Source organism: Nonomuraea sp. B5E05 (assembly GCF_039880665.1).
GTDB lineage: Bacteria > Actinomycetota > Actinomycetes > Streptosporangiales > Streptosporangiaceae > Nonomuraea.
The window spans coordinates 97,927-121,468 of the sequence record NZ_JBDPMJ010000024.1 but is presented as its reverse complement, the minus strand read 5'-3'; the positions used below and the strand labels follow the sequence as shown (position 1 = coordinate 121,468).

The 23,542-nt window shown below is 70.4% G+C and carries 24 protein-coding genes; 15 read left to right on the top strand and 9 right to left on the bottom strand.

Features of this window, described 5'->3' with window-relative positions:
- Positions 1-3: 3 nt before the first annotated feature.
- The gene (locus tag ABGB01_RS34975; RefSeq protein ID WP_347777850.1) at positions 4-1,383 is read right to left on the bottom strand and encodes a PQQ-binding-like beta-propeller repeat protein; all 1,380 of its coding nucleotides are present in this window, start codon (positions 1,381-1,383) and stop codon (positions 4-6) included.
- A gap of 780 nt (positions 1,384-2,163) precedes the next feature.
- On the opposite strand from ABGB01_RS34975, the gene ectA reads away from it, so the two are divergent.
- The 4 genes from ectA to thpD are packed head-to-tail and all read left to right on the top strand — an operon-like array spanning position 2,164 to position 5,223.
- Positions 2,164-2,649 (top strand): diaminobutyrate acetyltransferase, encoded by a 486-nt coding sequence (gene ectA / locus ABGB01_RS34970; protein WP_347777876.1) that lies wholly within the window; start codon positions 2,164-2,166, stop codon positions 2,647-2,649.
- The gene (gene ectB / locus ABGB01_RS34965) at positions 2,649-3,896 is read left to right on the top strand and encodes a diaminobutyrate--2-oxoglutarate transaminase (protein ID WP_347623053.1); all 1,248 of its coding nucleotides are present in this window, start codon (positions 2,649-2,651) and stop codon (positions 3,894-3,896) included. Before ectA ends, ectB begins: the two co-directional genes overlap by 1 nt.
- A 29-nt stretch (positions 3,897-3,925) precedes the next feature.
- Positions 3,926-4,318: an ectoine synthase gene (locus ABGB01_RS34960; protein ID WP_347623052.1), complete on the top strand. Its 393-nt coding sequence runs from the start codon at positions 3,926-3,928 to the stop codon at positions 4,316-4,318.
- A complete protein-coding gene (gene thpD / locus ABGB01_RS34955; protein ID WP_347777849.1) occupies positions 4,315-5,223 on the top strand; it encodes an ectoine hydroxylase in 909 nt (302 codons plus the stop codon). The genes ABGB01_RS34960 and thpD overlap by 4 nt, the downstream gene beginning before the upstream one ends.
- 82 nt (positions 5,224-5,305) lie before the next feature.
- On the opposite strand, the gene ABGB01_RS34950 is transcribed toward thpD, so the two are convergent.
- A complete protein-coding gene (locus ABGB01_RS34950; RefSeq protein WP_347777848.1) occupies positions 5,306-6,124 on the bottom strand; it encodes an alpha/beta hydrolase in 819 nt (272 codons plus the stop codon).
- Between the two features lie 69 nt (positions 6,125-6,193).
- Positions 6,194-6,628: an ATP-binding protein gene (locus ABGB01_RS34945; RefSeq protein ID WP_347777847.1), complete on the bottom strand. Its 435-nt coding sequence runs from the start codon at positions 6,626-6,628 to the stop codon at positions 6,194-6,196.
- Between the two features lie 229 nt (positions 6,629-6,857).
- Between ABGB01_RS34945 and ABGB01_RS34940 the strand changes: the two genes are divergently transcribed.
- Positions 6,858-7,028 (top strand): hypothetical protein, encoded by a 171-nt coding sequence (locus tag ABGB01_RS34940; protein ID WP_347777846.1) that lies wholly within the window; start codon positions 6,858-6,860, stop codon positions 7,026-7,028.
- Between the two features lie 10 nt (positions 7,029-7,038).
- On the opposite strand, the gene ABGB01_RS34935 is transcribed toward ABGB01_RS34940, so the two are convergent.
- Positions 7,039-9,315 (bottom strand): xanthine dehydrogenase family protein molybdopterin-binding subunit, encoded by a 2,277-nt coding sequence (locus ABGB01_RS34935; protein WP_347777845.1) that lies wholly within the window; start codon positions 9,313-9,315, stop codon positions 7,039-7,041.
- A 73-nt stretch (positions 9,316-9,388) separates the two neighbouring features.
- On the opposite strand from ABGB01_RS34935, the gene ABGB01_RS34930 reads away from it, so the two are divergent.
- Complete coding sequence (locus ABGB01_RS34930; protein ID WP_347777844.1) at positions 9,389-9,862, top strand: MSMEG_6728 family protein; 474 nt, start codon at positions 9,389-9,391, stop codon at positions 9,860-9,862.
- 32 nt (positions 9,863-9,894) lie between these two features.
- On the opposite strand, the gene ABGB01_RS34925 is transcribed toward ABGB01_RS34930, so the two are convergent.
- From ABGB01_RS34925 to ABGB01_RS34915, 3 genes are read right to left on the bottom strand one after another with little or no spacing between them, the layout of a single operon-like run.
- The gene (locus ABGB01_RS34925; protein ID WP_347777843.1) at positions 9,895-11,355 is read right to left on the bottom strand and encodes a multicopper oxidase family protein; all 1,461 of its coding nucleotides are present in this window, start codon (positions 11,353-11,355) and stop codon (positions 9,895-9,897) included.
- Positions 11,352-11,753 (bottom strand): hypothetical protein, encoded by a 402-nt coding sequence (locus ABGB01_RS34920; RefSeq protein ID WP_347777842.1) that lies wholly within the window; start codon positions 11,751-11,753, stop codon positions 11,352-11,354. The genes ABGB01_RS34925 and ABGB01_RS34920 overlap by 4 nt, the downstream gene beginning before the upstream one ends.
- Positions 11,750-12,793 carry a carboxymuconolactone decarboxylase family protein gene (locus tag ABGB01_RS34915; RefSeq protein WP_347777841.1) on the bottom strand — a complete coding sequence of 348 codons (1,044 nt, stop codon included), beginning with the start codon at positions 12,791-12,793 and terminating at the stop codon, positions 11,750-11,752. Before ABGB01_RS34915 ends, ABGB01_RS34920 begins: the two co-directional genes overlap by 4 nt.
- Positions 12,794-12,997: 204 nt before the next feature.
- Between ABGB01_RS34915 and ABGB01_RS34910 the strand changes: the two genes are divergently transcribed.
- The 3 genes from ABGB01_RS34910 (at position 12,998) to ABGB01_RS34900 (ending at position 16,304) form a co-directional block, all read left to right on the top strand.
- Positions 12,998-14,128 (top strand): sensor histidine kinase, encoded by a 1,131-nt coding sequence (locus ABGB01_RS34910; protein ID WP_347777840.1) that lies wholly within the window; start codon positions 12,998-13,000, stop codon positions 14,126-14,128.
- Entirely contained in the window at positions 14,125-14,793 is a 669-nt protein-coding gene (locus ABGB01_RS34905; protein WP_347777839.1) for a response regulator transcription factor, read from the top strand. Before ABGB01_RS34910 ends, ABGB01_RS34905 begins: the two co-directional genes overlap by 4 nt.
- A gap of 113 nt (positions 14,794-14,906) precedes the next feature.
- Positions 14,907-16,304, top strand: coding sequence for an LCP family protein (locus ABGB01_RS34900; RefSeq protein ID WP_347777838.1), 1,398 nt, complete (start codon positions 14,907-14,909; stop codon positions 16,302-16,304).
- Positions 16,305-16,332: 28 nt separating this feature from the next.
- On the opposite strand, the gene ABGB01_RS34895 is transcribed toward ABGB01_RS34900, so the two are convergent.
- Positions 16,333-16,929: a TetR family transcriptional regulator gene (locus ABGB01_RS34895; protein WP_347777837.1), complete on the bottom strand. Its 597-nt coding sequence runs from the start codon at positions 16,927-16,929 to the stop codon at positions 16,333-16,335.
- A gap of 32 nt (positions 16,930-16,961) precedes the next feature.
- Here ABGB01_RS34895 and ABGB01_RS34890 point away from each other — a divergent pair, with 32 nt between their 5' ends.
- Complete coding sequence (locus ABGB01_RS34890; protein WP_347777836.1) at positions 16,962-18,275, top strand: cytochrome P450; 1,314 nt, start codon at positions 16,962-16,964, stop codon at positions 18,273-18,275.
- Here the strand turns inward: ABGB01_RS34890 and ABGB01_RS34885 are convergent.
- Positions 18,238-18,402 (bottom strand): DUF3073 domain-containing protein, encoded by a 165-nt coding sequence (locus ABGB01_RS34885; protein ID WP_132515731.1) that lies wholly within the window; start codon positions 18,400-18,402, stop codon positions 18,238-18,240. The genes ABGB01_RS34890 and ABGB01_RS34885 overlap by 38 nt on opposite strands.
- 88 nt (positions 18,403-18,490) lie before the next feature.
- Here ABGB01_RS34885 and ABGB01_RS34880 point away from each other — a divergent pair, with 88 nt between their 5' ends.
- The 5 genes from ABGB01_RS34880 (at position 18,491) to ABGB01_RS34860 (ending at position 23,542) form a co-directional block, all read left to right on the top strand.
- Positions 18,491-18,823, top strand: coding sequence for a metalloregulator ArsR/SmtB family transcription factor (locus ABGB01_RS34880; RefSeq protein ID WP_347777835.1), 333 nt, complete (start codon positions 18,491-18,493; stop codon positions 18,821-18,823).
- Positions 18,824-18,877: 54 nt separating this feature from the next.
- Positions 18,878-19,756 carry a 1,4-dihydroxy-2-naphthoyl-CoA synthase gene (locus tag ABGB01_RS34875; RefSeq protein ID WP_347777834.1) on the top strand — a complete coding sequence of 293 codons (879 nt, stop codon included), beginning with the start codon at positions 18,878-18,880 and terminating at the stop codon, positions 19,754-19,756.
- Positions 19,757-19,795: 39 nt separating this feature from the next.
- A complete protein-coding gene (locus tag ABGB01_RS34870; RefSeq protein WP_347777833.1) occupies positions 19,796-20,719 on the top strand; it encodes an aminoglycoside phosphotransferase family protein in 924 nt (307 codons plus the stop codon).
- A gap of 175 nt (positions 20,720-20,894) precedes the next feature.
- Complete coding sequence (locus tag ABGB01_RS34865; RefSeq protein ID WP_347777832.1) at positions 20,895-21,446, top strand: hypothetical protein; 552 nt, start codon at positions 20,895-20,897, stop codon at positions 21,444-21,446.
- Positions 21,446-23,542, top strand: a complete 2,097-nt coding sequence (locus tag ABGB01_RS34860) for a flotillin family protein (protein ID WP_347777831.1) — start codon at positions 21,446-21,448, stop codon at positions 23,540-23,542. Before ABGB01_RS34865 ends, ABGB01_RS34860 begins: the two co-directional genes overlap by 1 nt.

Below are 23,542 nucleotides of genomic sequence, written 5' to 3'. Positions count from 1 at the left end.
GGGTCAGCCGGTACGGCTGAGGCTGAACGTCGTGGTCGTGTCGGAGGTCTCCCGGGTGGCGACCCAGCCGTCGCCGGCGCCGGCGTACTCACCGGCGGGCGCGGTGTCGAGGGGGCCCTTGGCGAGGTCGTAGACGCGGACGTAGCAGTTGTCGCGGTAGCAGTCGGCGGGACGGACCACGAGCCGGTCGCCGAGAAGAACGGTGCTGAGCCTGCCCCAGACCTTGAACGGCTCGCCGTCGCTCCAGCGGGCCTTGCCCGAGGAGATGTCGTAGAGGGTGAGCGTCTCCTTCTCGTCGACCAGCTCCTTGACCAGCACCGTCCTGGCGTCGCCGGTCAGGATCGTGCCCGGTTTGCCGCCCGTCCAGCGGGCCCGGCCGTTGGCCAGGTCGACGACCCGCGGGTGGCCGCGCTCGTCGACCCCGAAGAGGCCGCCGCCGTCGGCCGAGACGTCGGGCAGGCCGTACCTGCACTGTCTGTCCCGCTCGGCGTCGGCCAGCCTGATGCGTCCCTTCCACTTCTTCGCCCCGGTCCTGGCGTTCAGCGCGACCAGGTCCAGCCGGCACATCTCCTTGAACGTCTTGACCTGGTCCTCCTTGCTGCTCATGATCAACAGCCCGCCGGTGAGGTAGGTGGGGCCGGAGACCCGCTGCTGGCCGCGGGGGTAGAGCAGCTCTCCGCCGAACCGCTCCTTCTCGACGCGTACGCCGAGCCGCCCGCCCGACGCGGCGTCGAGGGTCATGAGCCAGTGCTTGCCCCGGTAGCCCTTCGGCCGGGTGGTCATGGTGAGCACGCCGCCGGCCGTGCCGGTCACGGTGGCGACGTGCTCGGCGAGGATCGTCCAGCGGACCTGCCCGGTGCGCGGGTCCCTGGCGCTGAGCCGGCAGTCGTCGTGCCGCTCGGTCTGCTCTCCGCGGCAGACCGGGGTGTACACCATCTCGCCGACCACCGACTCGTACGGCGAGGAGGTGGCCTTCCACAACGTCCTGCCGTTCGCGGGATCGAGGCCCAAGACCAGATTGGGCGGCGGCCACGTGGCTGCGCCGCCTTTCCGGTGGGTGACGATCACCACGCCGTCGGCGACCGCGACCTCCACGTCACTGCGGAAGGTGCGCTTCCACGCCTGCTTGCCCTTGCCCGTGATCGCGCGCAACTGGTTGCCGGAGGCCACCATGAACCGGCCGCCCGCGGCGAAGAGCCGGGCGTCCCGCCATCGGGCCTCCCCCTCGTTCTCCATCGTGATCGACCAGTCGGGGTCGGTCGCGGGCGGGGGCGTGGGCGACGGTGGCGGGGTGCCGGGGACGATCGTGCGTACGGGGGCGCTGGGCACCGTCTCCGCGGGGGTGCCGCCCCCGCTGCAGGCCGTCGCGAGGAACGCGAGCATCCCACACGCGAGTTGCCGATGTGGTCGTCGATGCACCGTGCCTCCCCGGAATTTCGCACACCATATCGCCGGAAACCCGAAAGGAGACCTGGCAGGTTTCAGGGTGGTCGCGCCGGATGCATCGCCATATGGGACCGGCCACGTCCAGCAGACGAACCCCGTCGCCGACGGCCACCAGGACCTCCGCTGGGCCGGGCACGGCGGCGCCTCCGCGCGATCTCATCGAGCCTCCCCGTTGATGACACCTTCGCGGCCAAGTGCAGCGCCAGCAGACGCTAGCCGGTCCTCGAACCGTCCTTGCTCGACGGCGCCGCCGACAACGCGCTTACCGGTGAGGTGTGCGTCCCCGCGGTGTGGGCAGCACAGAACGGGGACGATCATCAATGGCGAGATTTCAAACCGGACGCACGCGATCCGTTATCACGATGAAACTTGGGCTGTGACTAATCTCTCAATAGTTTTCACCCCAAAATGCACCGAACAAGCGGTACAAGCGTTGTCCGGCGCGCTCCTGCGCGCGCCGGCGGCGTTCGTCACGAAGCCGCGCGGAAGGGTGCGCTCCCTGGTCGGTTGCGATGATGGCGGAGCCGCCGGCCGAGCCGTCTCCACCCCGCCGACCAGCCAAAACGGGAAAGCCAACTGACGTACCCCGGAACCTGGAGCTCAAACTGTCAGGCAGTGGCGGCCCGGTAGTCCGTGTTACCACTTCGCGTAAATTCGGAGTCCATGTCGTCAGCACACCCACGACCGCAAGCGGATTCTCCGCCTTCCACGGAGGAACTGGGACCACCCCGCCTCGAGGACGGCCGGGAGTTGTGGCGCATCACCCGTGAAACAAAGATCCTTGACCTCAATTCCCCGTACAGCTACGTCCTGTGGTGCCGGGACTTCGCGGACACCTCGGTCGTGGCGCGCGGCGAGAACGGCGTGCGGGGCTTCATCACCGGGTTCAACCGCCCGCAGGAGCCGGAGACGCTCTTCGTGTGGCAGGTCGCGGTGGACGAGAGGTGGCGAGGCCGCTCCTTGGCCAGCCGCATGCTCGGCTACCTGGCCGGCAGCGGGTGCCGGTTCATCGAGGCCACCGTCACGCCGGACAACCTCGCCTCGGACCGGTTGTTCACCGCCTTCGCCCGTGACCGAGGGGCGGATCTGGAGCGACGGCCGCTTCTCGGCGAAGAGTTGTTCCCCCTGGATCACCAAGCAGAGGTGCTCTATCGAATCGGGCCCCTCGATCAGCAAGCCCCCATTAGGAGACAGCTGAAATAATGGACGTTTTCGAAAGCACCGAGTCAGAGGTCCGCAGCTACTGCCGGGGCTGGCCCGCCACGTTCCGCAAGGCCACGGGGAGCCACCTCTACGACGAGGATGGGCGTCCGTTCCTCGACTTCTTCGCGGGTGCCGGCACGCTCAACTACGGCCACAACAACCCGCAGCTGAAAGAGGACCTGCTGCAGTACCTGAGCGGCGACAACATCGTCCACAGCCTCGACATGTACACCGTGGCCAAACGGGAGTTCCTGGAGACGTTCCGGGATGTGATCCTGAAACCTCGCGGTCTCGACTACCGCGTCCAGTTCCCCGGGCCCGGTGGCGCCAACGCCGTCGAGGCGGCGCTGAAGCTGGCCAGGAAATACACCGGCCGCAACACCATCGTGAGCTTCACCAACGCCTTCCACGGCATGTCGCTCGGGGCGCTCGCGGTGACGGGCAACTCGATGAAGCGCAAGAGCGCGGGAATCCCCCTGCAGACCCTCACGATGCCGTTCGACAACTATCTCGACGGCCGGACGCCCGACTTCCTGCTCTTCGAGCGGCTGCTCGAAGACAGCGGCAGCGGGCTGGACACCCCGGCCGCGGTCATCGTCGAGACCGTGCAAGGAGAGGGCGGCCTGAACGCGGCCAGCCCGGAGTGGCTGCGCGGCCTCGCCGAGCTCTGCAAGCAGCACGAGATCCTGCTCATCGTGGACGACATCCAGATGGGATGCGGGCGCACCGGGCCGTTCTTCAGTTTCGAGCAGGCCGGGATCACTCCCGACATCGTCTGCCTGTCGAAGTCCCTGAGCGGCTACGGGCTGCCGTTCGCCGTCACGCTGCTCAAGCCCGAGCTGGACGTGTGGGACCCGGGCGAGCACAACGGAACGTTCCGCGGCCCGAACCCGGCCTTCGTCACCGCGACCGCCGCGATGCGGCACTTCTGGGCCGACGAGGGGATGGAGAAGGAGACCATCGCCAAGGGCGAGCAGGTGCAGGAGTCGCTGGACCGGCTCGCCGCGGCGTACCCCGAGGGCGTGAGCGGCACCCGGGGCCGCGGGCTGGCGCAGGGGATCGCCTTCACCGAGCCCGCGCACGCCTCCGCGGTCTGCGCGGCGGCCTTCGAGCGGAAACTCCTGCTGGAGACCTCCGGCCCGGAGAGCGAGGTGGTGAAGCTCCTGCCGCCGCTCACCTCGACCCCCGACGAACTCGCGGAAGGTCTGGACATCATCGCCGACTCGGTCGAAGCCGTCCTGGTCTGAGAATCCGAAACCGGCTGAAAGGAGACAATATGATCGTTCGCTCGCTGAAGGACATCACCGGGACCGAACGCGATGTGGAGGCGCCGACTTGGCGCAGCAAGCGGCTGGTGCTGGCCCGGGAGAAGGTCGGCTTCTCGCTGCACGAGACCGTTCTGTACGCCGGCACCGAAACCTCGATGTGGTACGCGAACCACATCGAAGCCGTCTTCTGCGTCGAGGGCGAGGGCGAGCTCACCAACGAGGAGACCGGTGAGAAGCACCGGGTCGAACCGGGCACCATGTACCTCCTCGATGGTCACGAGCGTCACACCCTCCGCGCGCACACGGACGTACGCACTGTCTGCGTCTTCAACCCGCCCTGCACCGGCAGGGAAGTGCACGACGAGAACGGCGTCTACCCATTGATCAAGGAGGAAGCATGACCTTGGCCGAAGCACTCAACCCGACCCAGCGCGACCCGTACCCCACCAGGAGCGCCAAGGAGCCCGCCCTGCTGTACCGGCAGGACCCGGTGGTGTACGGCGGACCGGACGACGGGCCCATCGACGCCGAGACGCTGAACTCCTACGGGGAGAACGGCTTCCTGTCCGTCGACCGGCTCCTCGAGCCCGACGAGGTCGAGCTTTACCGAGGCGAGCTGCGCCGGCTGTCGGAAGACCAGAAGATCCTCTCGGACGAGCGCACGATCACCGAGCCCGGGTCGAACGAGATCCGGTCGATCTTCGAGGTGCACAAGATCAGCCAGGTCTTCGCCGACCTGGTGGCCAACCCGCGCGTGGTGGGCCGGGCCCGGCAGATCCTCGGCTCCGACGTCTACGTGCACCAGAGCCGGGTGAACTTCAAGCCCGGATTCAACGGCAAGGACTTCTACTGGCACTCCGACTTCGAGACCTGGCATGCCGAGGACGGCATGCCCAGGATGCGCGCGGTGAGCATCTCCATCGCGTTGACGGAGAACTTCCTGCACAACGGCGCGCTGATGATCATGCCGGGGTCGCACAAGAGCTTCGTGTCCTGCGTGGGGCAGACTCCCGACGATCACTACAAGGCGTCGCTGCAGCAGCAGGAGATCGGCACCCCCGACCCCAGCAGCCTGTCCGTCCTCGCCGACAAGCACGGCATCGAGGTGTTCACCGGAGCCGCCGGTTCGGCGACCATGTTCGACTGCAACTGCATGCACGGCTCCAACAGCAACATCACGCCGTTCCCGCGCTCGAACATCTTCGTCGTGTTCAACAGCGTCGAGAACACCTGCGTGGAGCCGTACGCCGCGTCCTCGCGCCGGCCCGACTTCATCGCCGCGCGCGACTTCACGCCCGTCGGCTGAGAACGACGGCGCGACTCGTACGAGCGGGACGCCCAGGCCCGGCCCCCGCGCCGGCCTGGGCGTCCGCGCGTCGAGCGGCCCATCAGGAGGCGGCCAGCACCTCGCGCAGCGTCCGCGCGAACTCCTCCGGCTGGTCCGTGAAGCCGACGTGCTCGCCGGGGAAGACGACGGGCTCCGTACCCAGCAGGCCGGCCAGCGCCACGGACGTGCGGTAGGTGAGCAGCCGGCCCGAGTCGGCGCCGATGCCCACCACGACCCGGGCCGGGCCGGCCTTGAGCGCGTCGACGTCGGGCACGTAACGGGTGGTGCCGCGCAACTCGTGGGCGAAGAAGCGGGCGCTGTCGGCCAGGTCCTGCTCGCTCGGCTCCTCGGGAGCCCCGTCGGGAGCCCCGTCGGGAACCTCGTCGCCGTCGAAGCCGGCACTGGCCATGAACTTCGCGAACGCCGGCCCGACGCCCTCGCGGTGGTAGGTCTCGATGATGTCCTCGGTCGCGGCCCGCCGCTCGGCGGCGTCTGGCAGCAGTTCCAGGCAGGGAGGCTCGTGCGCGACAAGGGTGCGCACCCTCTTCGGGAGCCGGGCGGCCAGGGCCAGCCCTGTCACCGCACCGCCGCTGCTGCCGAGCACGTCGGCCGACTCGACGCCGAGCGCGTCCATGAGGGCGGCGGCGTCGTCGGCGCGCAGCTCCGGGGTGGAGTCCTGGGCGGGGTCGTCGAGCACGCTGCCCGCGATGCCGCGCGGGTCGTGGGTGAGCACGGTGTGGTCGCCCGCCAGCGCGTCGGCCAGCGGGGCGAAGTACGCGGCGGCCATCGGCGCACCCAGCAGGAGCAGCAGCGGGCCCGTGCCGCGCACCTCGTAACGCAGCCGCACGCCGGGGATCTCGAGGATGTGCGTGGTCGTCATGGCGAAGGTCCTTCCTCGGAGGGGCACAGTGACGGAGGTAGGACCGCCGCCGGCGGCGGAACTCATCGGTCAGGTTCCCGACCTGATGGGCACGACGTTGCCGGGCGTGCCCTGGCGCGGCAGCGCGAACCAGGTGGCCTTGCCGACGAGGTCGGGATGGGTGATGTAGCGCTGGGGGTGGCAACCGTAGAAGCCGTCGGAGAGCCTGGCCACGATCCGCAGCCCGCGGCCGTGCTCGGCCGACACGTCGTCCGGCGACGGGGAGGGCAACAACGGGCTGCCGTCCACGACCACGATCATGATCTCTCTGGCGTCCACGTGCAGCGCGAGTTCGTAGGGGCCGTCGCCGTACATGAACGCATTGGTGACCAATTCGCTCACCATGAGAACGGCGTCGTCGATAAGATCGTCGGAAAGGGCCAGGGAGATTAATTCATCGCGAATGATCGACCGTGCCTGGCCGACCGTGCGCACGTCTTCGACCAGCGGCCACGCGTACTGCATACGGCTCCGGCGAGCTGATCGCAGCGAGGTCATGACATCTCTTTCCGGTGAGGCGGGGCAACGAATGCACGTTTCACTCGACACGAGGGCCTGCCTATGGGTGGACGTACGGCGCCGTCGAAACGTGTACGCACGAGAAGGCCGTTCGGGTCGAATCTTCGGCGATAAATCAGAATTCTTTTCCGCCCGCGCGGAAACGGTGCGTGCGCCACGGGGTACGGACTGTGCCATGAGCAGTCCAGACGAGAACGCACCGAAGACCGACACCGAACCGCGCCTCGACGCCGCCAAGCGGCCCGACAGGCGCGCGGCGCGGCCGGAGGCGCCCAAGCCCGCCGGCCGGAAGGCCCTGGAGCAGGCACTTCTCGAAGCGGGCAAGGAGTTGAAAGACCTCACCTAAGGGGCAGCGCCTACCACAACGACCACAGAGCGGCGGGCGTCAGGGGAACGTCCGTGATCTTGTCTGCGATCTCCGGCAGGGCGGCCGCGACGGCGTTGGCGATGGCGGCGGGCGGGCCGATCGTGCCCGACTCGCCCACTCCCTTCATGCCGCCGGGTGTCAGCGGCGACGGGGTCTGCGTCATCACGACCTCGATGTCCGGCACCTCGCGCGTGGTCGGCAGCAGATAGTCGGTGATGGGCTGGCCGTCCTCGGAGTAGACGATCTCCTCGGTCAGCGCCATGCCGATGCCCTGCGCCACGCCGCCCCTGATCTGCCCCTCCACCAGGGTGGGGTTGACCAGCACGCCGGAGTCGTTGACGACCCAGTAGCCTTCCAGCTCGACCTTCCCGGTCTCGGGGTCGACGGCCACCGCCGCGGCGTGCGCGCCGTACGCGAAGGTGTACGCCTTCGGGTCGTAGCTGACCCGCTCCTCGAGCCCGGGTGTGACGCCGTCCGGCAGGTCCCAGCCGCGCCAGGCCGCCGTGGCCAGCTCGCGCAGCGTCACCGACGACTGCGGGTCGCCCTTCACGCGCACCGCCTCGCCGGCGAGCTCCAGGTCGTCGGGCGCCGCCTCCAGCCGGTGCGCGGCGATGGCGACGAGTTTGTCGCGCAGCCGGGCGGCGGCCTGGGTGAGCGCCCCGCCGCCGATCGCCAGCGACCGGCTCCCGACCGACCCGACCGACGAGTACGGTGTCGCCGCCGTGTCGCCCAGCACCACCCGCACCCGGTCGATGGGCACGCCCATCCGATCCGCGGCGACCTGGGCCAGCGCCGTCTCGATGCCCTGGCCGATCGAGACCACCCCCGACGACACGACGACGGACGCGTCCTGCTCCATGCGCAGGACCGCCGTCTCGTAGCCACCCGCCTGGATGCCGCTGGCCTTGAGATCCATCGAGGGGCCCATGCCGGTGGTCTCGACGTGGCAGGAGAAGCCGATGCCGCGCCGCCGCCCGTCGTCCTTCTGCACCGGTGTGACCAGGTCGCGCAGGGTCGTCAGGGCGAGCGGGTAGTCGCCGGAGTCGTACGGCTGGTACACCCGCGACGTGTACGGCAGCTCGTCCGGCCCCACCATGTTGCGCAGCCGCAGCTCGACCCGGTCGATGCCCAGCCTGCGGGCGGCCTCGTCGATCAGGCGTTCCCTGGTCAGGGTGCCCTCCGGCTGGCCGAAGCCGCGGTAGGAGCCGGTCGGCGTGGTGTTGGTGACGACGCCGCGCACGCGTACCGCGACCCGGTCGAACCGGTAGGGGCCCGGCAACGTCGTGGCCGTCACCGCGAACGTCGAGGCGCCGACGTTCGACGGGTGCGCGCCGATGTCGCCGAGCACGTCGACGTGGAGGGCCACGAACCGCCCATCGCCGTCGAGCGCCAGCCGCCCCCGGTGCACGGCCGCCCGCGCGGGCAGCGTGGCGAGCACCCGGTCGCCCGGCGTCTCCGACCAGCTCACGGGGCGGCCCAGGCGCATCGCGGCCAGGCAGACGATCGCCTCGTCGGGGTAGACGTGCTCCTTGCCGCCGAACCCGCCGCCCGTGTCGCCGCTGACGACACGCACCTGGTCGTGCATGAGCCCGAACGCGTCCGCCAGGTGCTCGCGCACGTGGTGCGGGGCCTGGGAGGAGGTGTGCACGGTCAGCTCGTCGTCGGCGTACACCGCGACCACGCCGCGCGGTTCGAGCGGGTACGGCGAGACGCGGCCCATCCTGAAGGTCATCTCGACGACGTGCTCGGCCTGCTCGACGGCGGCGGCGCAGTCATCGTCGCCGAGTGTGAAGTCGGTGAGGAGGTTGGTGCCCCAGTCGGGGTAGAGCAGGGGTGCGGGGTCCTCCAGTGCACGTTCGATCCCGACCGTCGCGGGCAGCTCGTCCAGCTCCAGGTCGAGGAGGTCGGCGGCGTCCCTGGCGGCTTCCGGAGTGCGGGCGACGACGACGGCGAGGGGTTGTCCCGCGTATCGGATCGTGTCGTCCAGCGCCCGGTAGGACAGCAGGCGCTGGCCGGGCGACAGGCTCACGCAGGGAAGACGAAGATCGGGGGCGTCGGCGGGAGTGATGATATCGAGCACGTCGTCGGCGGCCCAGGCCGCCTTGGCGTCGCAGCCGAGCAGCCTGCCGTGGGCGATGGGGCTGCGGATCACGTGGGCGTGGGCCATGCCGGGCAGACGAACCGCGCCGACGTACTTTCCTCTTCCGGTGAGCAGCCTGGCGTCTTCCCGTCGCGGCGTGCTGGCGCCGACATACGCGTCTCCCATGCCCCGATTGTGCGCGCCGCCCGCCGGACGGTCTATACCATCCGCGAGAAGGCGCACGTCAGCGGGGGTATAGATGCAAACGTTCCTGCCTTATGCGGACTTCGCCGCAACGGCGGCGGTCCTCGACCCACTCCGGCTCGGCAAGCAGCGCGTGGAGGCGCTCCAGATCCTGCGCGCCCTCACCGTCCCCGGCTACGGCTGGCGCCACCACCCGGTCGTGAAGATGTGGGCCGGCTACGAGGAGGCGCTCGTCAGGTACGGCCTGGAGGTGTGCGCGCGCTGGTGCGCCCTCGGCCGGTCCGACACCTGCGCGGCCACGATCCTGGACGACCTGGCCCGGTCGCGCGGCACGACGACCGTACGCGGGCAGGACGAGCTCGGCGCGGCCGGCGAGCTGCCGCCCTGGCTGGGCGACCCCTCGCTGCACCTCAGCCACCGCTCCGCCCTCCTGCGCAAGGACCCGGGCTTCTACCGGCCCGTCTTCGGCGACGAGGAGCCCGACGACCTCGACTACGTCTGGCCGCGCTCGGACCGCCTGCCGCCCTGACCGCCGCGCGAAACCCTCGCAGATCCGCGCGATCATACGACCTCGAACGCGGCCATCATGGCCATGTCCTCGTGCTCCAGGTTGTGGCAGTGCAGCACGTACCGGCCGCGGTAGTCGGTGAAGCGGGTGACGATCTCGACGGTCTGAGCGTCGCGCAGTTCGACGGTGTCCTTCCACTCCGGCGGCCCCGGGGGGCGCTCACCGTTGACCGACAGCACCTGGAAGTGGTCGAGGTGCACGTGCACCGGATGCGCCACGTCGCTGGTCAGCCGCCAGACCTCGATGTCGCCGAGCCTGGGCCTGGCCTCCATCCGCCTGGCGTCGAACGGCCTGCCGTTGATCAGCCAGCCGACGCCCCCGTGCATGCTGCCGCTGCCGAACTCGAAGTCCCTGGTGACCGTCGCCCTGGCGGGGTCGAGCGGCTCGACGGTGGACAGCCGCGCCGGCACGGCCGAGTCGTCGCTCTCGTCGCGGTCGACCGCGAACCGCATCACCCTGCCCTGCGCGCCCTCCCCCGCCAGGTTGCGCAGCTCGACCCGCTGACCCAGTCGGTAGGCGGAGAAGTCGATCACCACGTCCGCGCGCTCGCCGGGCGCCAGGCGGATCTGCTTGACGGTGCGCGGCGCGGCCAGCAGCCCGCCGTCGCCGCCGATCCGGACCATCGGCCCGCCGGTGGCCAGCTCGTACGCGCGGGCGTTGGAGGCGTTGCACAGCCGCAGCCGGTAGCGGGCCCTGGCGACCCGGAGCTCCGGCCACGGCGCGCCGTTCACCAGGATCACGTCGCCGAGCACGCCCCCCATGTACGCCTCCCGCACCCCGGGCCGGTCGCCGAGAGCCGGATACACCATCGTGCCGTCGGCGGCGAACGACCGGTCGCAGATCAGCAGCGGCACGTCGCGCTCCCCGGAAGGCAGCGGCAGCGCCTCCTCCTCTGCGTCCCTGACCAGGAACATCCCGGCCAGCCCGCGCCACACCCGCGGCCCGGTGTAGTCCATGGTGTGGTCGTGGTACCAGAGGGTGGCGGCCCGCTGCTCCAGCGGGAAGACGTACTCACGGGAGGCGCCGGGGGCCACCAGGTCGGTGGGGAAACCGTCCGACTCGGCCGGCGTGTGCCCGCCGTGCAGGTGCAGGACGGTCGGCTCGCCGAGCTGGTTGATCAGCTTCACCGCCGTACGCCGGCCGCTGCGCGCCTGGATGGTGGGGCCGGGGAACGTGCCGCCGTACCCCTGGATCGGGGTGCGCAGCCCGGGCAGCACCTCCACCTCGGCCGCCCGCTCGGTCAGCTCGTAGAAGTCGGCCCCGGCCGAGCTGCGGACGGGCTCCGCGACCTCGGGGAGCGGCAGCGGCACCGCGTACGGCTTGGGCAGGGGCGCCGCGCTGGTCAGGAGCTGCGGCTGGGGTGTGCCGGCGAGCAGCGAGCACCCCGACGCCCCCGCCGTCGCCGCCGCGCCGAGCCCGAGCAGCCGCAGCGCCGTACGTCTGGTGGGTCTCATGGCGTTCGCCGCGGCATGACCCTGGTGAGCTGCAGCACGCCGGCGCCGAACAGCAGCACCCCGAGCGGCAGATGCAGGGTCTTCATGTGGAGCTCGCCGAGAATCGCCGCGACCACCGTGAGAACCAGCAGCAGCGCGGCCGGCGCGACGAAGGCGGCGGGCCCGCGGCCGGGCCGCCAGACCAGGATCGCCGCGACGAGGTGGATGATCCCGATGGCGACCAGCGCGATCCCCGACGTCATGTGCAGCGCCCGGCCACCGGACGAGGTCAGCAGCATGCCCGCCGTCACCGCCTGGAACAGCAGCGCGACCACGTGCAGGATGACCACGGCCCGGAGCGTCTGCAGGGGCCAGGAGCTCCGCACGGGCGCGGTGGCGAAGGTGTGTTGCGCGGTCATGATCGATCTCCCCGGAGTGCGTGTGTGACGGTGCTGTGAGAGTCGGCGCGCTCGGCGGCCGTGGCGGTGATGAGGGTCTCGGCGCGTTCCGTGGCCGTGATTGCGCCGAACGCGCAGAGCCGTACCAGGTCCTCGTCCGTCGCGGGTCCGCGCCAGGCGGCGACGTCGGCGTCGGTCACCCGGTACGGCGCGAGCGCGACGAGCAGCGCGAGCCTGGCCCCGGCGCGTTCCCCGGCGGGCAGACCCGCCGTCGGCCCGTCCAGCCAGGCGCTGTCCATCGGCGGATGTTCGCCGTCCCAGGCGGCGACGGCCCTGGTCACGGCGGAGCGGGCGGCCCGGCCGAGCAGTTCGCCGCCCGCCCCCGCGGCGGCGCGCAGCGCGGCGTACGCGGCGCCGACGGGCGTGCCCATCGCCCAGGCCGGCTCCGGCCCCGCGGCCAGGTCCGCCACCAGCGGCAGGCTCCCGCCCGCGGGCAGCGTGCGGCGTACCGCGCCGGACATCATCCGCCCGCCCACACTCCGCACCAGGCGCGATCTCTGCAGGTTCGCGGGCAGCAGGTTCTCGGTGAGCAGCGCCGAGGCGACGCGGTTGACGAAGTGGAACGTCAGCGCGGTGCCGATGTACTCATGCGCGAGCACGACGGGAAAAGGCACCGGACCCCGGTTTTTGGCCCAGGCCAGCAGCTCGGCGTGTTCGGCATCGCGGGGCGTGCCGCCGGCGGCGACGGTCTCCGCGAGCCGGTGGTCGCCGGTCGCGTGCAGCAGGGTCGTGTGGGCGGCCACGCAGTACGGGCACCGGTTGGCCAGCGACACGCCCATCGCCACGATCTCCTTGGCGGTCCTCGGCGCGTTGCCCGCCAGCAGCGACTCGCGCAGCAGCGACCAGGTCGCGGCGAGCACGTCCGCCGACGGCGACAACGTCATGAACACCGCCATGCGTGCCATGCCGAAGTCCTCCGCGAGTTGCGCGTAGACCTCGCCCACCCGCCCGGTCGCGCCGCGCGGCTCCACCGGGGTGACGTAACGGAACGAGCCAGTCATCACCGGCTCCTGTCTTGAAACAGGTCCATGATTCGACATAGTGGTATCCGTCCTGGTCATCGGTCGTCAGGCCCGCGAAGACTCCTGCGGCTACGCCCCGCGAAGCAGGATCGACGCCCCTACTTCGCCGGCAGTAGCGTCGAAGTGCGACCAGGCGCCGACGAACCGGCCGCGGTGAGGCCCTACTGTGCAGGAGTGAGCTCTGTGCCCCGATGGCGCCCCCTCGCTGTGGACGGCGCGCTCGCCGTGACCGTGGCCGCCATCCTGACGCCCACCGCGCTGGTCGCCCCCGGCACGGGCGCGCTCGAACTGGCCGCGGTCCTGACCGGCTCGCTGGCGCTGGTCGCCTGGCGGCGGGCGCCGCTGGTCGCGCTGCCCCTGACCACGGTCTGCATGCTCGTCTTCTCGGAGCACGCCGACCCGGGGCCCTCGGCCGCCTTCCCCGTGCTCGTGTCGGTCTTCGGCGCGGTCAGGGCCGGCCACCGGCTGGTCGCGGCGCTGGCCGGCGCGGTCTATCTGGGCGTCGGCCTGGCGGCGAACCTGGCCACCGCCGCCCCGCAGGACGCCCAGGCCATCACCCAGGCGACAACGCTGCTGCTCGGCTGGTTCCTGGCGGCCGGGGTGGCGGCGACCGTGGCCAGGCACCGGCAGGCGTACCTGAAGCAGGTGGAGGAGCGCGCCGCCGAGGCCGAGCGGACCCGCGAGGAGGCCGCGCTCCGCCGCGCGAGCGAGGAGCGGCTGCGCATCGCCAGGGAGTTGCACGACTCGCTCACCCACAGCATCTCGATCATCAAGGTGCAGGCGGGCGTGGCCATCCACTTGGCGCGCAAGCGGGGCGAGGAGGTACCCGCGGCGCTGCTGGCCATCCAGGAGGCCGGCGGCGACGCCATGCGCGAGCTGCGCGCCACGCTGGAGGTGCTGCGCGACGCCGGCGACGAGCCCGCGGCCAGCGGCCTCGACCGGCTCGGCGACCTGGTGGAGCGGGCCCGCTCGACCGGCCTGCGCACCACGGTGACGATCTCCGGCGAGCGGCACGAGCTGCCCCGCGAGGTCGACAGGGCGGCCTACCGGATCGTGCAGGAGGCGCTGACGAACGTCTCGCGGCACGCGGGCGGGGCCGCGGCGGCGGTGCGCATCGACTACGGCGCCGGCGAGCTGGTCGTGCAGGTGGACGACGACGGCACGGCCGGCCCCGGCACGCCGCCCACGCCCGGAGTGGGGCTGCGCGGCATGCGCGAGCGCGTCACGACGCTCGGCGGCCGGCTGCGGGCAGGCCCGCGCCCCGAGGGCGGATTCACCGTACGCGCAGAACTACCGCTGGGGGAACCATCGTGATCCGCGTGCTGCTCGTGGACGACCAGGCGCTCATCAGGGGCGGCTTCCGCGCTCTGCTGGAGGCGGAGGACGACATCGAGGTGGTGGCCGAGGCCGCCGACGGCAGGCAGGCCGTGGCCCTGGCCCTGGAGCACCGGCCGGACGTCGCGCTCGTCGACATCCAGATGCCGGTCATGGACGGCATCGAGGCGACCCGCCAGATCGCCTCCGACGAGCGGCTGAGCGACGTCCACGTCGTGATCCTCACCAACTACGGCCTCGACGAGTACGTCTACGACGCGCTCAGGGCGGGCGCCGGCGGCTTCCTGGTCAAGGACACCGAGCCCGCCGACCTGCTGCAGGGTGTCAGGGTGGCGGCCCGCGGCGACGCCCTGCTCTCCCCCGCCATCACCCGCCGGCTGATCGGCGAGTACGTCGCCCGCCGCCCCGAGCCGCGGCCGGAGGGCCTCGGCGTGCTCACCAACCGCGAGCGCGAGGTGACCGCCCTGGTGGCCCGCGGCCTGTCCAACGACGAGATCGCCGCCCACATGGTGATCAGCCCGACCACCGCCAAGACGCACGTCAGCAGGGCGATGACCAAGTTGCGCGCCCGCGACCGCGCCCAGCTTGTGGTGTTCGCCTACGAGTCGGGGCTGGTGACCCCGCGAAGGAACGTTCCCGACTGAGCCCCGGAGCGTGTTCGGCTGAGTACACTCAGGCACGTCCAACCGGCCGAGATCTGAACGGCGAGGCTCTTGGCCATGGGCGGCGGCCCTCGGCCCCGTCCTTCTGGAGTCACGTGAGCGATGTGCCGCCCTCCCACCGGAGCAAACGATCGCACCGCCGGCGGCGCCGTCCCTGGCTGCGCGGGGCGATCGCCGTCACCGCGGCGGTCGTCCTGCTGGTGGTCGGCGTGGTCGTGGGCGTCTGGGCCAGGCTGACCGGCAACGTCAAGCACGTCGACGTGACCGCCGACGACCTCGGCACCGCCCGGCCGGCCAAGGTGGCCGGCACCGCGCTCAACGTCCTGGTCGTCGGCTCGGACCAGCGCGACGGCGCCAACGCGAAATACGGCCGCGTCGTGGGTGAGCGCACCGACACGATCATGCTGGTCCACGTGTCGTCACGGCGCGACCAGGCGATGGTCGTCAGCTTCCCGCGCGACTCGCTCGTGCAACTGCCCGCCTGCCGGGCCACCGGCGGCCTGCCGGGGCAGCGGCCGCACCTCGGCATGATCAACGAGTCGTTCAACTCCGGCGGCATCGGCTGCACCTGGAAGACGATCGAGACGCTCACCCGCATCCACATCGACCACTTCGTGAAGGTCGACTTCTCCGGCTTCAAGAGCCTGGTCGACGCCGTCGGCGGCGTGGAGGTCTGCCTGCCCGAACCCGTGCGCGACAAGAAGGCCCTGCTGCACCTGCCCGCGGGCCGGCAGACCCTCAACGGCGAGCAGGCGCTCGGCTACGTGCGCGCCCGCTACAGCATGGGTGACGGCTCCGACATCGGGCGGATCCAGCGGCAGCAGATGTTCATCGCCTCGATGGTCAAGAAGGTGATGAGCGGCGAGACGCTGACCGACCCGGCCAGGTTGTTCGCCGTCCTCGACGCCGGCACCAGGGCTGTGACGACGGACCGCGGCCTGACCCCGTCCGTCATGAAGGATCTCGCGCTCAGCCTGCGCGGGCTGGACGCCGGACGCATCCGTTTCATCACCACGCCGTGGCACTACTCCGTCACCCAGCCGGGCCGGGTCGAGTGGATGCAGCCCCAGGCCGACCACCTGTTCCAGGTGGTGGCCAAAGACCAGAGCGTGGGGGGCGTCAAGGGCGGCCAGGCCAAGGTGGCCAGGTCGAAGGTGCAGGTCGAGCTCCGCAACGGCACCTGGCGCAGCGGGCTGGCCCGGGTGGTGGCCGCCTCCCTCGAACAGCGCGGCTACCACATCGCCAAGATCGGCGACACGGCCCGCAAGCCGCAGGCGAAGACCACGATCCTCTACGGCCCGAACGGCGAGACCCGCGTGCCCACCCTCGCCCGCGACCTCGTGACGGCCGCGCCCAGGCACGTGCCCGCCGCCAGGACCAACCGGCTGGTGCTGGTGATCGGCGACGACTGGAAGGGCGTCAAGCCGCTGCGCGTCGACGACCACGAGGCGATCAAGGGCTTCGACGCGACCCACGACTCCTGCGCCGCCTGATCGACGCGGGCGGCGCGGGGCGCGGAGGCTAGGTGATGATGGTGGAGAGCGCGGCGAGGGCGTCGACGACCTGGCGGGCGTCGGGGGTGGCCGACGGGTCGAGCAGCCACTGGAGCATCAGCCCGTCGGCGATCGCCACCACCACCGACACGAACACCTCGGGGTTCATCGGCAGCTCGACCCCGAGTTCGCCGGCGGCCCTGCGCATCATGCCGGCCCCGGCGGTGCGGGCGCGGGCGTAGGCCTGGGCCAGCTTCTCCCGCAGCACGGGCTCGCGCAGCGCCGCGGGATAGCCCTCGACGAGGAGCACGAGTTGCGGCCCCAGCTCCTCGAAGACGTCGATCAGCTCCCTCATGGCGCGTTCGAGCATCTCCCTGCCGGTGCCGAGCTCGGTGCCGAACATGGATCGCTCGACCCGCTCCGTCCACTGCTCGAAGATCTCGGCGATGGCCTCGTTGAGCAGCGCGTCCTTGCCGCCGAAGTGGTAGCCGATGGAGGCCAGGTTGGTGCCGGAGGCGGCGACCAGGTCTCGTGCGGTCGTGCGGGCGTAGCCCTTCTCCTGCAGACAGCTCACGGCTCCCGCCAGCAGTCTCTCCCGGTATCCACCGGCCTCTGTTCGCGCCACGCGATCCATGGTATCCAGATATACGTCCGTATATGACGTACGTATATCTACATGGAGGACGAACAGTGATCCCTCCGGGACCGAGAGTTCCCGCGCTGGTGCAGACCGCGCGTTTCATGGCTGCGGCACCGAGCGCGTTCGAGGCCTATCACCGCAGGTACGGCCCGATCTTCACGGTTCGCTACGCCGGTTTCCCCCCGGAGGTCTACGTGACCACCGCGGAGTTGGCCGAGCAGGTCTACCGGACCGACCAGGGCGGAGGCCACGCCGGCGCGGCGCGCCGCGACTTCCTCGCGCATCTGGTCGGCGAGCATTCCGTGCTCACGCTGGACGGCGACCCGTGGTGGCGGCACCGCAAGACGCTCAACCCGCCGCTGCGCGCCAGGCAGGTCGCCGGCTACCACGACGACATCGCCGCGATCGCGGCGGAGAAGATCGCGACGTGGCCGCTGGGCAGGCCCTTCGCGCTGCGCGATCGTATGCAGGAGATCACGCTGGAGATCATCATCCGGCTGATCTTCGGGATCAGCGACGCCGAGCGTGTCGGCAGGCTGCGGGCGCTGCTGCCGGCACTGATCAAGACCGGCGGCTCCATGCAGGTGGCGATGTTGCCCGACCGGTTGCGCGGCCCCGCCGCACGGGTGCCGATCACGCCGTACGCGCGCTTCCTGCGGCTGCGCGCCGCCGTGGACACGATCCTGTTCGACGAGATCGGCCGCCGGCGCGGCACTTCCGGCGGCACCGACGTGCTCGGGCGGCTGCTGGACACCGGGCTGGACGACCAGGAGATCCGCGACGAGCTGATCACCATGCTGATCGCCGGTCATGAAACGACCGCGACCGGCCTGGCCTGGGCGTTCGAGCGGATCCTGCGGATGCCCGAGGTGCTGGAACGCCTGCCGGACGACGAGCCCTACCTCGACGCGGTGGTCAAGGAGGTGCTGCGCGTCCGGCCCGTCGTCTATGAGGCGCCACGGCTGCTCGACTCACCCCTGCGGCTGGGCGACTACGAGATCCCTGCCGGGTGGTACGCGGGACCGTACATCCCGCTCGTGCACCGTGATCCCGCCGCCTTCGCCGAGCCCGGGGAGTTTCGCCCGGAACGTTTCCTGGCGGGGCACCAGAACAGGGGCTGGATGCCCTTCGGCGGCGGGCGGCGCTTCTGCGTCGGAGCGCAGCTGGCGCTCCTGGAGATGCACGTCATCATCCGGGAGGTGCTGCGCCGCCTGGAACTCGCTGCGCCCGATCAGGCGCCGGAGGCCAGGCGGCTGGCGAACGTGACGCTCGCGCCCGCGCGGCTGACCCGGGTCATCGCCCGCGCTCGGACTCCTGCTCGGACGGAGTAGGAGAGTCCTCGCGTCGCGGGTCGGCGCCCAGCTCCTCGCGGAGCCGGTCGTAGTCGATGTGATGGTTGGTGTACTTCAGCTGGCGAGCGACCTTCGTCTGCTTCGCCTTGGCTCTACCTCGGCCCATGGCTACTCTCCCTCGTCCCCGCTGCCATGCTATCCAACAACGTTACGACTTGAAGAATTATGCAACTGAACTCGATTAGTCTGGCAACATGCACGTGGAGGTCCATCAGGCCAAGGCCGACTTCTTCCGAACGCTCGGCCACCCCGCTCGCATCCGAGTGTTGGAGCTGCTCCAGGAAGGGCCACTTCCCGTCAGGGACCTGCTGGCTCAGATCGACATCGAGGCTTCGAGCCTCTCACAACAGCTCGCGGTCCTGCGCCGGGCAGGGATCGTGAGCGCCATCCGCGAAGGCAGCACGGTGGTCTATACCCTGGCCACTCCAGAGCTCGCCGACCTGCTCTGCGCCGCCCGGCGCATCCTCACCGACATGCTGGCCGACCAGGGCGAGCTCCTCGCGGAGCTGAGAGCCGAGGTCACCTAGCCGCCCCGGGATCGACAAGGCGGGCGGAAGTGCCAGATCCGTTAGGCTTCGGGCATGGTCTCCGAGCTGTTCGATCCCAAGGCGTGGCAGGCGGTCGAGGGATTCGAGTTCACCGACATCACCTACCACCGAGCCGTCGACCAGGGCACCGTGCGCATCGCGTTCGACCGGCCCGAGGTGCGCAACGCCTTCCGCCCTCAGACGGTCGACGAGCTCTACCGCGCGCTCGATCACGCCCGGCAGACCACCGACGTCGGCTGCGTGCTGCTCACCGGCAACGGCCCGTCGCCCAAGGACGGCGGCTGGGCCTTCTGCTCGGGCGGCGACCAGCGCATCAGGGGCAAGGACGGCTACCAGTACGCCGACGGCACGCCGGCCACCGGGCGCCTGCACATCCTTGAGGTGCAGCGGCTGATCCGCTTCATGCCCAAGGTCGTGATCTGCGTGGTGCCCGGCTGGGCCGCGGGCGGTGGCCACAGCCTGCACGTTGTGGCCGATCTCACACTGGCCAGCGCGGAGCACGCCCGGTTCAAGCAGACCGACGCCGACGTGGCCAGCTTCGACGGCGGGTTCGGCTCGGCCTACCTGGCGCGGCAGGTCGGGCAGAAGTTCGCCCGCGAGATCTTCTTCCTCGGCGACACCTACTCCGCGGCCGACGCCCACCGCATGGGCATGGTCAACGCCGTGGTCCCGCACGACGAGCTGGAGGCCACGGCCCTGGAGTGGGGCCGGAAGATCAACGGCAAGTCGCCGACGGCGCAGCGGATGCTCAAGTTCGCCTTCAACGCGATCGACGACGGCATGGTGGGGCAGCAGGTGTTCGCGGGCGAGGCCACGCGGCTGGCCTACATGACGGACGAGGCGGCCGAGGGGCGCGACTCGTTCCTGCAGAAGCGCGAGCCCGACTGGTCACCGTTCCCCTGGCACTACTGAGCCGTCCCGCGCATCCCGCCCCCTGTGCAGACTGGTGGCATGAGGATCAAGGTGCCGGAGGCGTTGACGGCGTCCCATGTGAAGTACGACGGGGAAGCCGGGCGCGCCTGGTCGGCCGGGCTGCCCGCGCTCGCCGAGCGTTACCTGAAGGAGTGGGGGCTGCGGCTCGACGGCGAGCCCAGGCACGGCGTGGTGTCGCTCGTGCTGCCCGTCGTCCGTGACGACGGCACGAAGGCCGCGCTCAAGCTGCAGCCCGTCACCGACGAGAACGCCACCGAGGCCATGGGGCTGGCCGCGTGGGCGGGCGACGCGTCGGTGTTGTTGCTCGAGTCGGACCCGGCGAGCGGCACCATGCTGCTCGAACGGCTGGAGGCCGACCGGTCGTTGTCCGCCGTGCCGGACGACACGGAGGCGCTGGGCATCCTCACCGACCTGCTGGCCCGCCTGGTGGCCCATCCCGCCCCCGCGGGGATGCGCCGGCTGGGCGACATCGCGCAGGCCATGCTCGACGACGTGGACAAGGCGCTCAAGCGGCTGACGGACGAGCACCACCGCCACTGGATGACGTGGTGCGCCTCGGCGGTCGCCGAGCTCGTCCACGAGCCAGGCGACCGCCTGCTGCACTGGGACCTGCACTACGACAACGTGCTGGCGGCCGGGCGGGAGCCGTGGCTGAGCATCGACCCCAAGCCGCTGGCCGGCGACCCGGGGTTCGACCTGATGCCCGCCCTGGACAACCGGTGGGACGACGTGGTCGCGTCGGGTGACGTGACGCGGACGGTGCTCAGGCGCTTCGACCTGATGGTCGACCGGCTCGGGCTCGACCCCCAGCGGGCGGCGGGCTGGACGCTGGGCCGGGCGCTGCAGAACATGCTCTGGGAGGTCGAGGACGGCACCCATGCCGAGAGCGAGTGGATGCGCATCCAGCTCGCGGTGGCCGAGGCCGTACGGCACCGGCAGTGACTCACCGGGGCAGCACGACCTTCCGCGGCCGTGGCCGGTCATGGGACAGAGCCTGCTACCTCAACCAAAGTTGAGGTCAAGTCACATACTGTTATGGGAACTTTTCCTTTTACTCGGTCTTTATCTAGATATAGTGCGACAGGGGACACACACGGGGACGGGGCACCTAGGTGGGATGACCGAGTTCACAGACGCCGCATTCAGCTTTCCAACTGTCATTTTCAGCATCCTTCTCATCGTGGTCGTGGGGTATTGGCTGGCTGTCATCACCGGCCTGTTCCAGGTGGATGACGACGCGGCCTGGCTGGGGCTCGGGGGAGTTCCCGCAGGGATCACGCTCTCGGTGCTGATCGCGGTGGCATGGACGCTGTGCTTGATCGGCAGCCAGATGGTGAGCGGCGACCTGCTGGTCGCCGTGCCGGTCGTCGCCGTGGCCGGCGGCTGGTTCGCCGCCCGTGGCCTGCTGCTTCCGCTGCGGCCGCTCTTCCGCGAAGGGGACCGGTCCTCGCGGAAGGACTTCATCGGCCAGATGTGCGTGATCCGCACCGGCGAGGCCACGCCCGACTTCGGCCAGGCCGAAGTCAGCGCCGCGGACGGCGCGTCCGCGATCGTGCAGGTGCGCACGACCGGGCTGGACCGCCTGGACCGCGGCGCCACCGCACTCATCTTCGACTACGACAAAGACGGCGAATTCTTCTTGGTCATGCCGTACGAAAGTGAGCATTGATGGACGTCATCTCTACCGGACTCGGCATACTCATAGCGGTTATCGCGATCATTGCCGTCGGGCTCCTTGTCCTCATCGGCCGCCTTTTCCGTAAGGTCGAACAGGGCAAGGCGCTGATCGTTTCGAAGATCAACAAAGTCGACGTGACGTTCACCGGCAAGATCGTCCTGCCCGTCGTCCACAAGGCCGAGGTCATGGACATCTCGGTGAAGACGATCGAGATCCACCGCACCGGTCGCGAGGGCCTGATCTGCCGCGACAACATCAGGGCCGACATCAAGATCACGTTCTTCGTACGCGTGAACAAGACCACGGAAGACGTCATCAAGGTCGCCCAGGCCATCGGCACGGCGAGGGCCAGCGACGAGCAGACGCTGCAGGAGCTGTTCAACGCGAAGTTCTCCGAAGCGCTGAAGACGGCCGGCAAGCACCTGGACTTCGTCGACCTCTACACCAAGCGCGACGAGTTCCGCGACGAGATCATCCGGCTCATCGGCACGGACCTCAACGGCTACAGCCTCGAAGACGCCGCCATCGACTACCTGGAGCAGACCTCCCTGGCCCAGCTCGACAAGAGCAACATCCTCGACGCGCAGGGCATCCGCAAGATCACCGAGCTGACGGCCCTCGAGCACGTGCGCACGAACGAGTTCCGGCGCAACGAGGAGAAGGAGATCACCCGCCAGAACGTGGACGCCCGCGAGGCCATCCTCGAACTGGAGCGCCGCCAGGCCGACGCCGAGCTCAAGCAGCGCCGCGAGATCGAGACCGTCAAGGCCCGCGAGGAGGCGGAGATCGCCCGCGTGCAGGCCGAGGAGCGGCTGCGCGCCCAGACCGCCGGCATCAAGACCGACGAGCAGATCGGCGTGCAGCGGGAGAACCAGCACCGCGAGATCGCGGTCGCCGAGAAGAACCGCGAGCGCGTGATCGCCATCGAGTCCGAGCGGATCGAGAAGGACCGCCTGCTGGAGGTCATCGCCAAGGAGCGTGAGACCGAGCTCTCGCGCATCGCGAAGGACAAGGAGGTCGAGACCGAGAAGCGCTCGATCGCCGAGGTCATCCGCGAGCGCATCGTGGTCGACAAGACCGTGGCCGAGCAGGAGGAGAGCATCAAGAGGCTGCGCGTGGTCGAGGAGGCCGAGCGCACCCGCCAGCAGGTGATCATCGCCGCCGAGGCCGAGGCGCAGGAGAACCTGGTCAAGGACATCAAGGCCGCCGAGGCCGCGGAGGCCGCCAGCAAGTTCAAGGCCCGCGAGGAGCTCGTGCTCGCCGAGGCCAGGCAGCAGGCCGCCGATCTGGACGCGCGGGCCAAGATCCGGCTGGCCGAGGGCATCCAGGCCGAGTCCGCCGCCGACGGCCTCGCGCAGGTCCAGGTCAAGGAGCGCGACGCGGACGCCATCGAGAAGATCGGCCGTGCGGAGGCGCTGGCGCTGAAGGAGAAGCTGGCCGCCGAGGCCGACGGCGCCAGGGCCATGGCGCTGGTGGAGGGCGACCGGCTCAAGGCGCAGGCCGAGGGCGAGCAGGCGATGGCGCTGGCCGGCGCCGCGGCGGTCGGCGAGAAGCTCAAGGCCGAGGCCGAGGGTCTCACCGAGAAGGCGGCCGCGATGGCCGCGCTCGACGAGGCCAGCAGGGAGCACGAGGAGTACCGCCTGCGCCTGGAGGCCGACAAGGAGATCCGTCTCAAGCACATCGACGTGTCGCGGCACGTGGCCGAGTCGCAGGCGAGCGTCCTGGCCGCCGGGCTGGCCAAGGCGAACATCGACATCGTCGGCGGCGACACGATGTTCTTCGACAAGGTGGTCGGCTCGATCACCGCGGGCAAGGCGGTCGACGGGTTCATCGGGCACTCCCAGGTCGCGGGTGCCCTGGCCGAGCCGTACGTCAACGGCACGGCCAGCCTGGCGGCCGACCTCGCCGGCGTGGTGAGCGGCGTGCGTACCGAGGATCTGAAGAACCTGACCGTGTCCGCCCTGCTCATGCAGCTCATCAACAACGGCGGCCCGCAGTCGTCGGCGCTCGGCGAGTTGCTGGAGACGGCCCGCCGGCTGGGGGTGGCCGACTCGCCGGTGGCCGCGCTCGCCGGGGCGAGGGGCTGA

What these genes read in the sequence shown, in the direction of transcription:
- ABGB01_RS34960 (WP_347623052.1), top strand. Translation starts at nt 3,926, where the DNA reads ATGATCGTTCGCTCGCTGAAGGACATCACCGGGACCGAACGCGATGTG.
- ABGB01_RS34935 (WP_347777845.1), bottom strand. Translation starts at nt 9,315, where the DNA reads ATGGGAGACGCGTATGTCGGCGCCAGCACGCCGCGACGGGAAGACGCC.
- ABGB01_RS34885 (WP_132515731.1), bottom strand. Translation starts at nt 18,402, where the DNA reads ATGGGCCGAGGTAGAGCCAAGGCGAAGCAGACGAAGGTCGCTCGCCAG.
- ABGB01_RS34925 (WP_347777843.1), bottom strand. Translation starts at nt 11,355, where the DNA reads ATGAGACCCACCAGACGTACGGCGCTGCGGCTGCTCGGGCTCGGCGCG.
- ABGB01_RS34975 (WP_347777850.1), bottom strand. Translation starts at nt 1,383, where the DNA reads ATGCTCGCGTTCCTCGCGACGGCCTGCAGCGGGGGCGGCACCCCCGCG.
- ABGB01_RS34860 (WP_347777831.1), top strand. Translation starts at nt 21,446, where the DNA reads ATGGACGTCATCTCTACCGGACTCGGCATACTCATAGCGGTTATCGCG.
- ABGB01_RS34890 (WP_347777836.1), top strand. Translation starts at nt 16,962, where the DNA reads ATGACGTACGTATATCTACATGGAGGACGAACAGTGATCCCTCCGGGA.
- ABGB01_RS34950 (WP_347777848.1), bottom strand. Translation starts at nt 6,124, where the DNA reads ATGACGACCACGCACATCCTCGAGATCCCCGGCGTGCGGCTGCGTTAC.
- thpD (WP_347777849.1), top strand. Translation starts at nt 4,315, where the DNA reads ATGACCTTGGCCGAAGCACTCAACCCGACCCAGCGCGACCCGTACCCC.
- ABGB01_RS34915 (WP_347777841.1), bottom strand. Translation starts at nt 12,793, where the DNA reads ATGACTGGCTCGTTCCGTTACGTCACCCCGGTGGAGCCGCGCGGCGCG.
- ABGB01_RS34940 (WP_347777846.1), top strand. Translation starts at nt 6,858, where the DNA reads ATGAGCAGTCCAGACGAGAACGCACCGAAGACCGACACCGAACCGCGC.
- ABGB01_RS34865 (WP_347777832.1), top strand. Translation starts at nt 20,895, where the DNA reads ATGACCGAGTTCACAGACGCCGCATTCAGCTTTCCAACTGTCATTTTC.
- ABGB01_RS34945 (WP_347777847.1), bottom strand. Translation starts at nt 6,628, where the DNA reads ATGCAGTACGCGTGGCCGCTGGTCGAAGACGTGCGCACGGTCGGCCAG.
- ectB (WP_347623053.1), top strand. Translation starts at nt 2,649, where the DNA reads ATGGACGTTTTCGAAAGCACCGAGTCAGAGGTCCGCAGCTACTGCCGG.
- ABGB01_RS34875 (WP_347777834.1), top strand. Translation starts at nt 18,878, where the DNA reads ATGGTCTCCGAGCTGTTCGATCCCAAGGCGTGGCAGGCGGTCGAGGGA.
- ABGB01_RS34920 (WP_347777842.1), bottom strand. Translation starts at nt 11,753, where the DNA reads ATGACCGCGCAACACACCTTCGCCACCGCGCCCGTGCGGAGCTCCTGG.
- ABGB01_RS34870 (WP_347777833.1), top strand. Translation starts at nt 19,796, where the DNA reads ATGAGGATCAAGGTGCCGGAGGCGTTGACGGCGTCCCATGTGAAGTAC.
- ABGB01_RS34930 (WP_347777844.1), top strand. Translation starts at nt 9,389, where the DNA reads ATGCAAACGTTCCTGCCTTATGCGGACTTCGCCGCAACGGCGGCGGTC.
- ABGB01_RS34880 (WP_347777835.1), top strand. Translation starts at nt 18,491, where the DNA reads ATGCACGTGGAGGTCCATCAGGCCAAGGCCGACTTCTTCCGAACGCTC.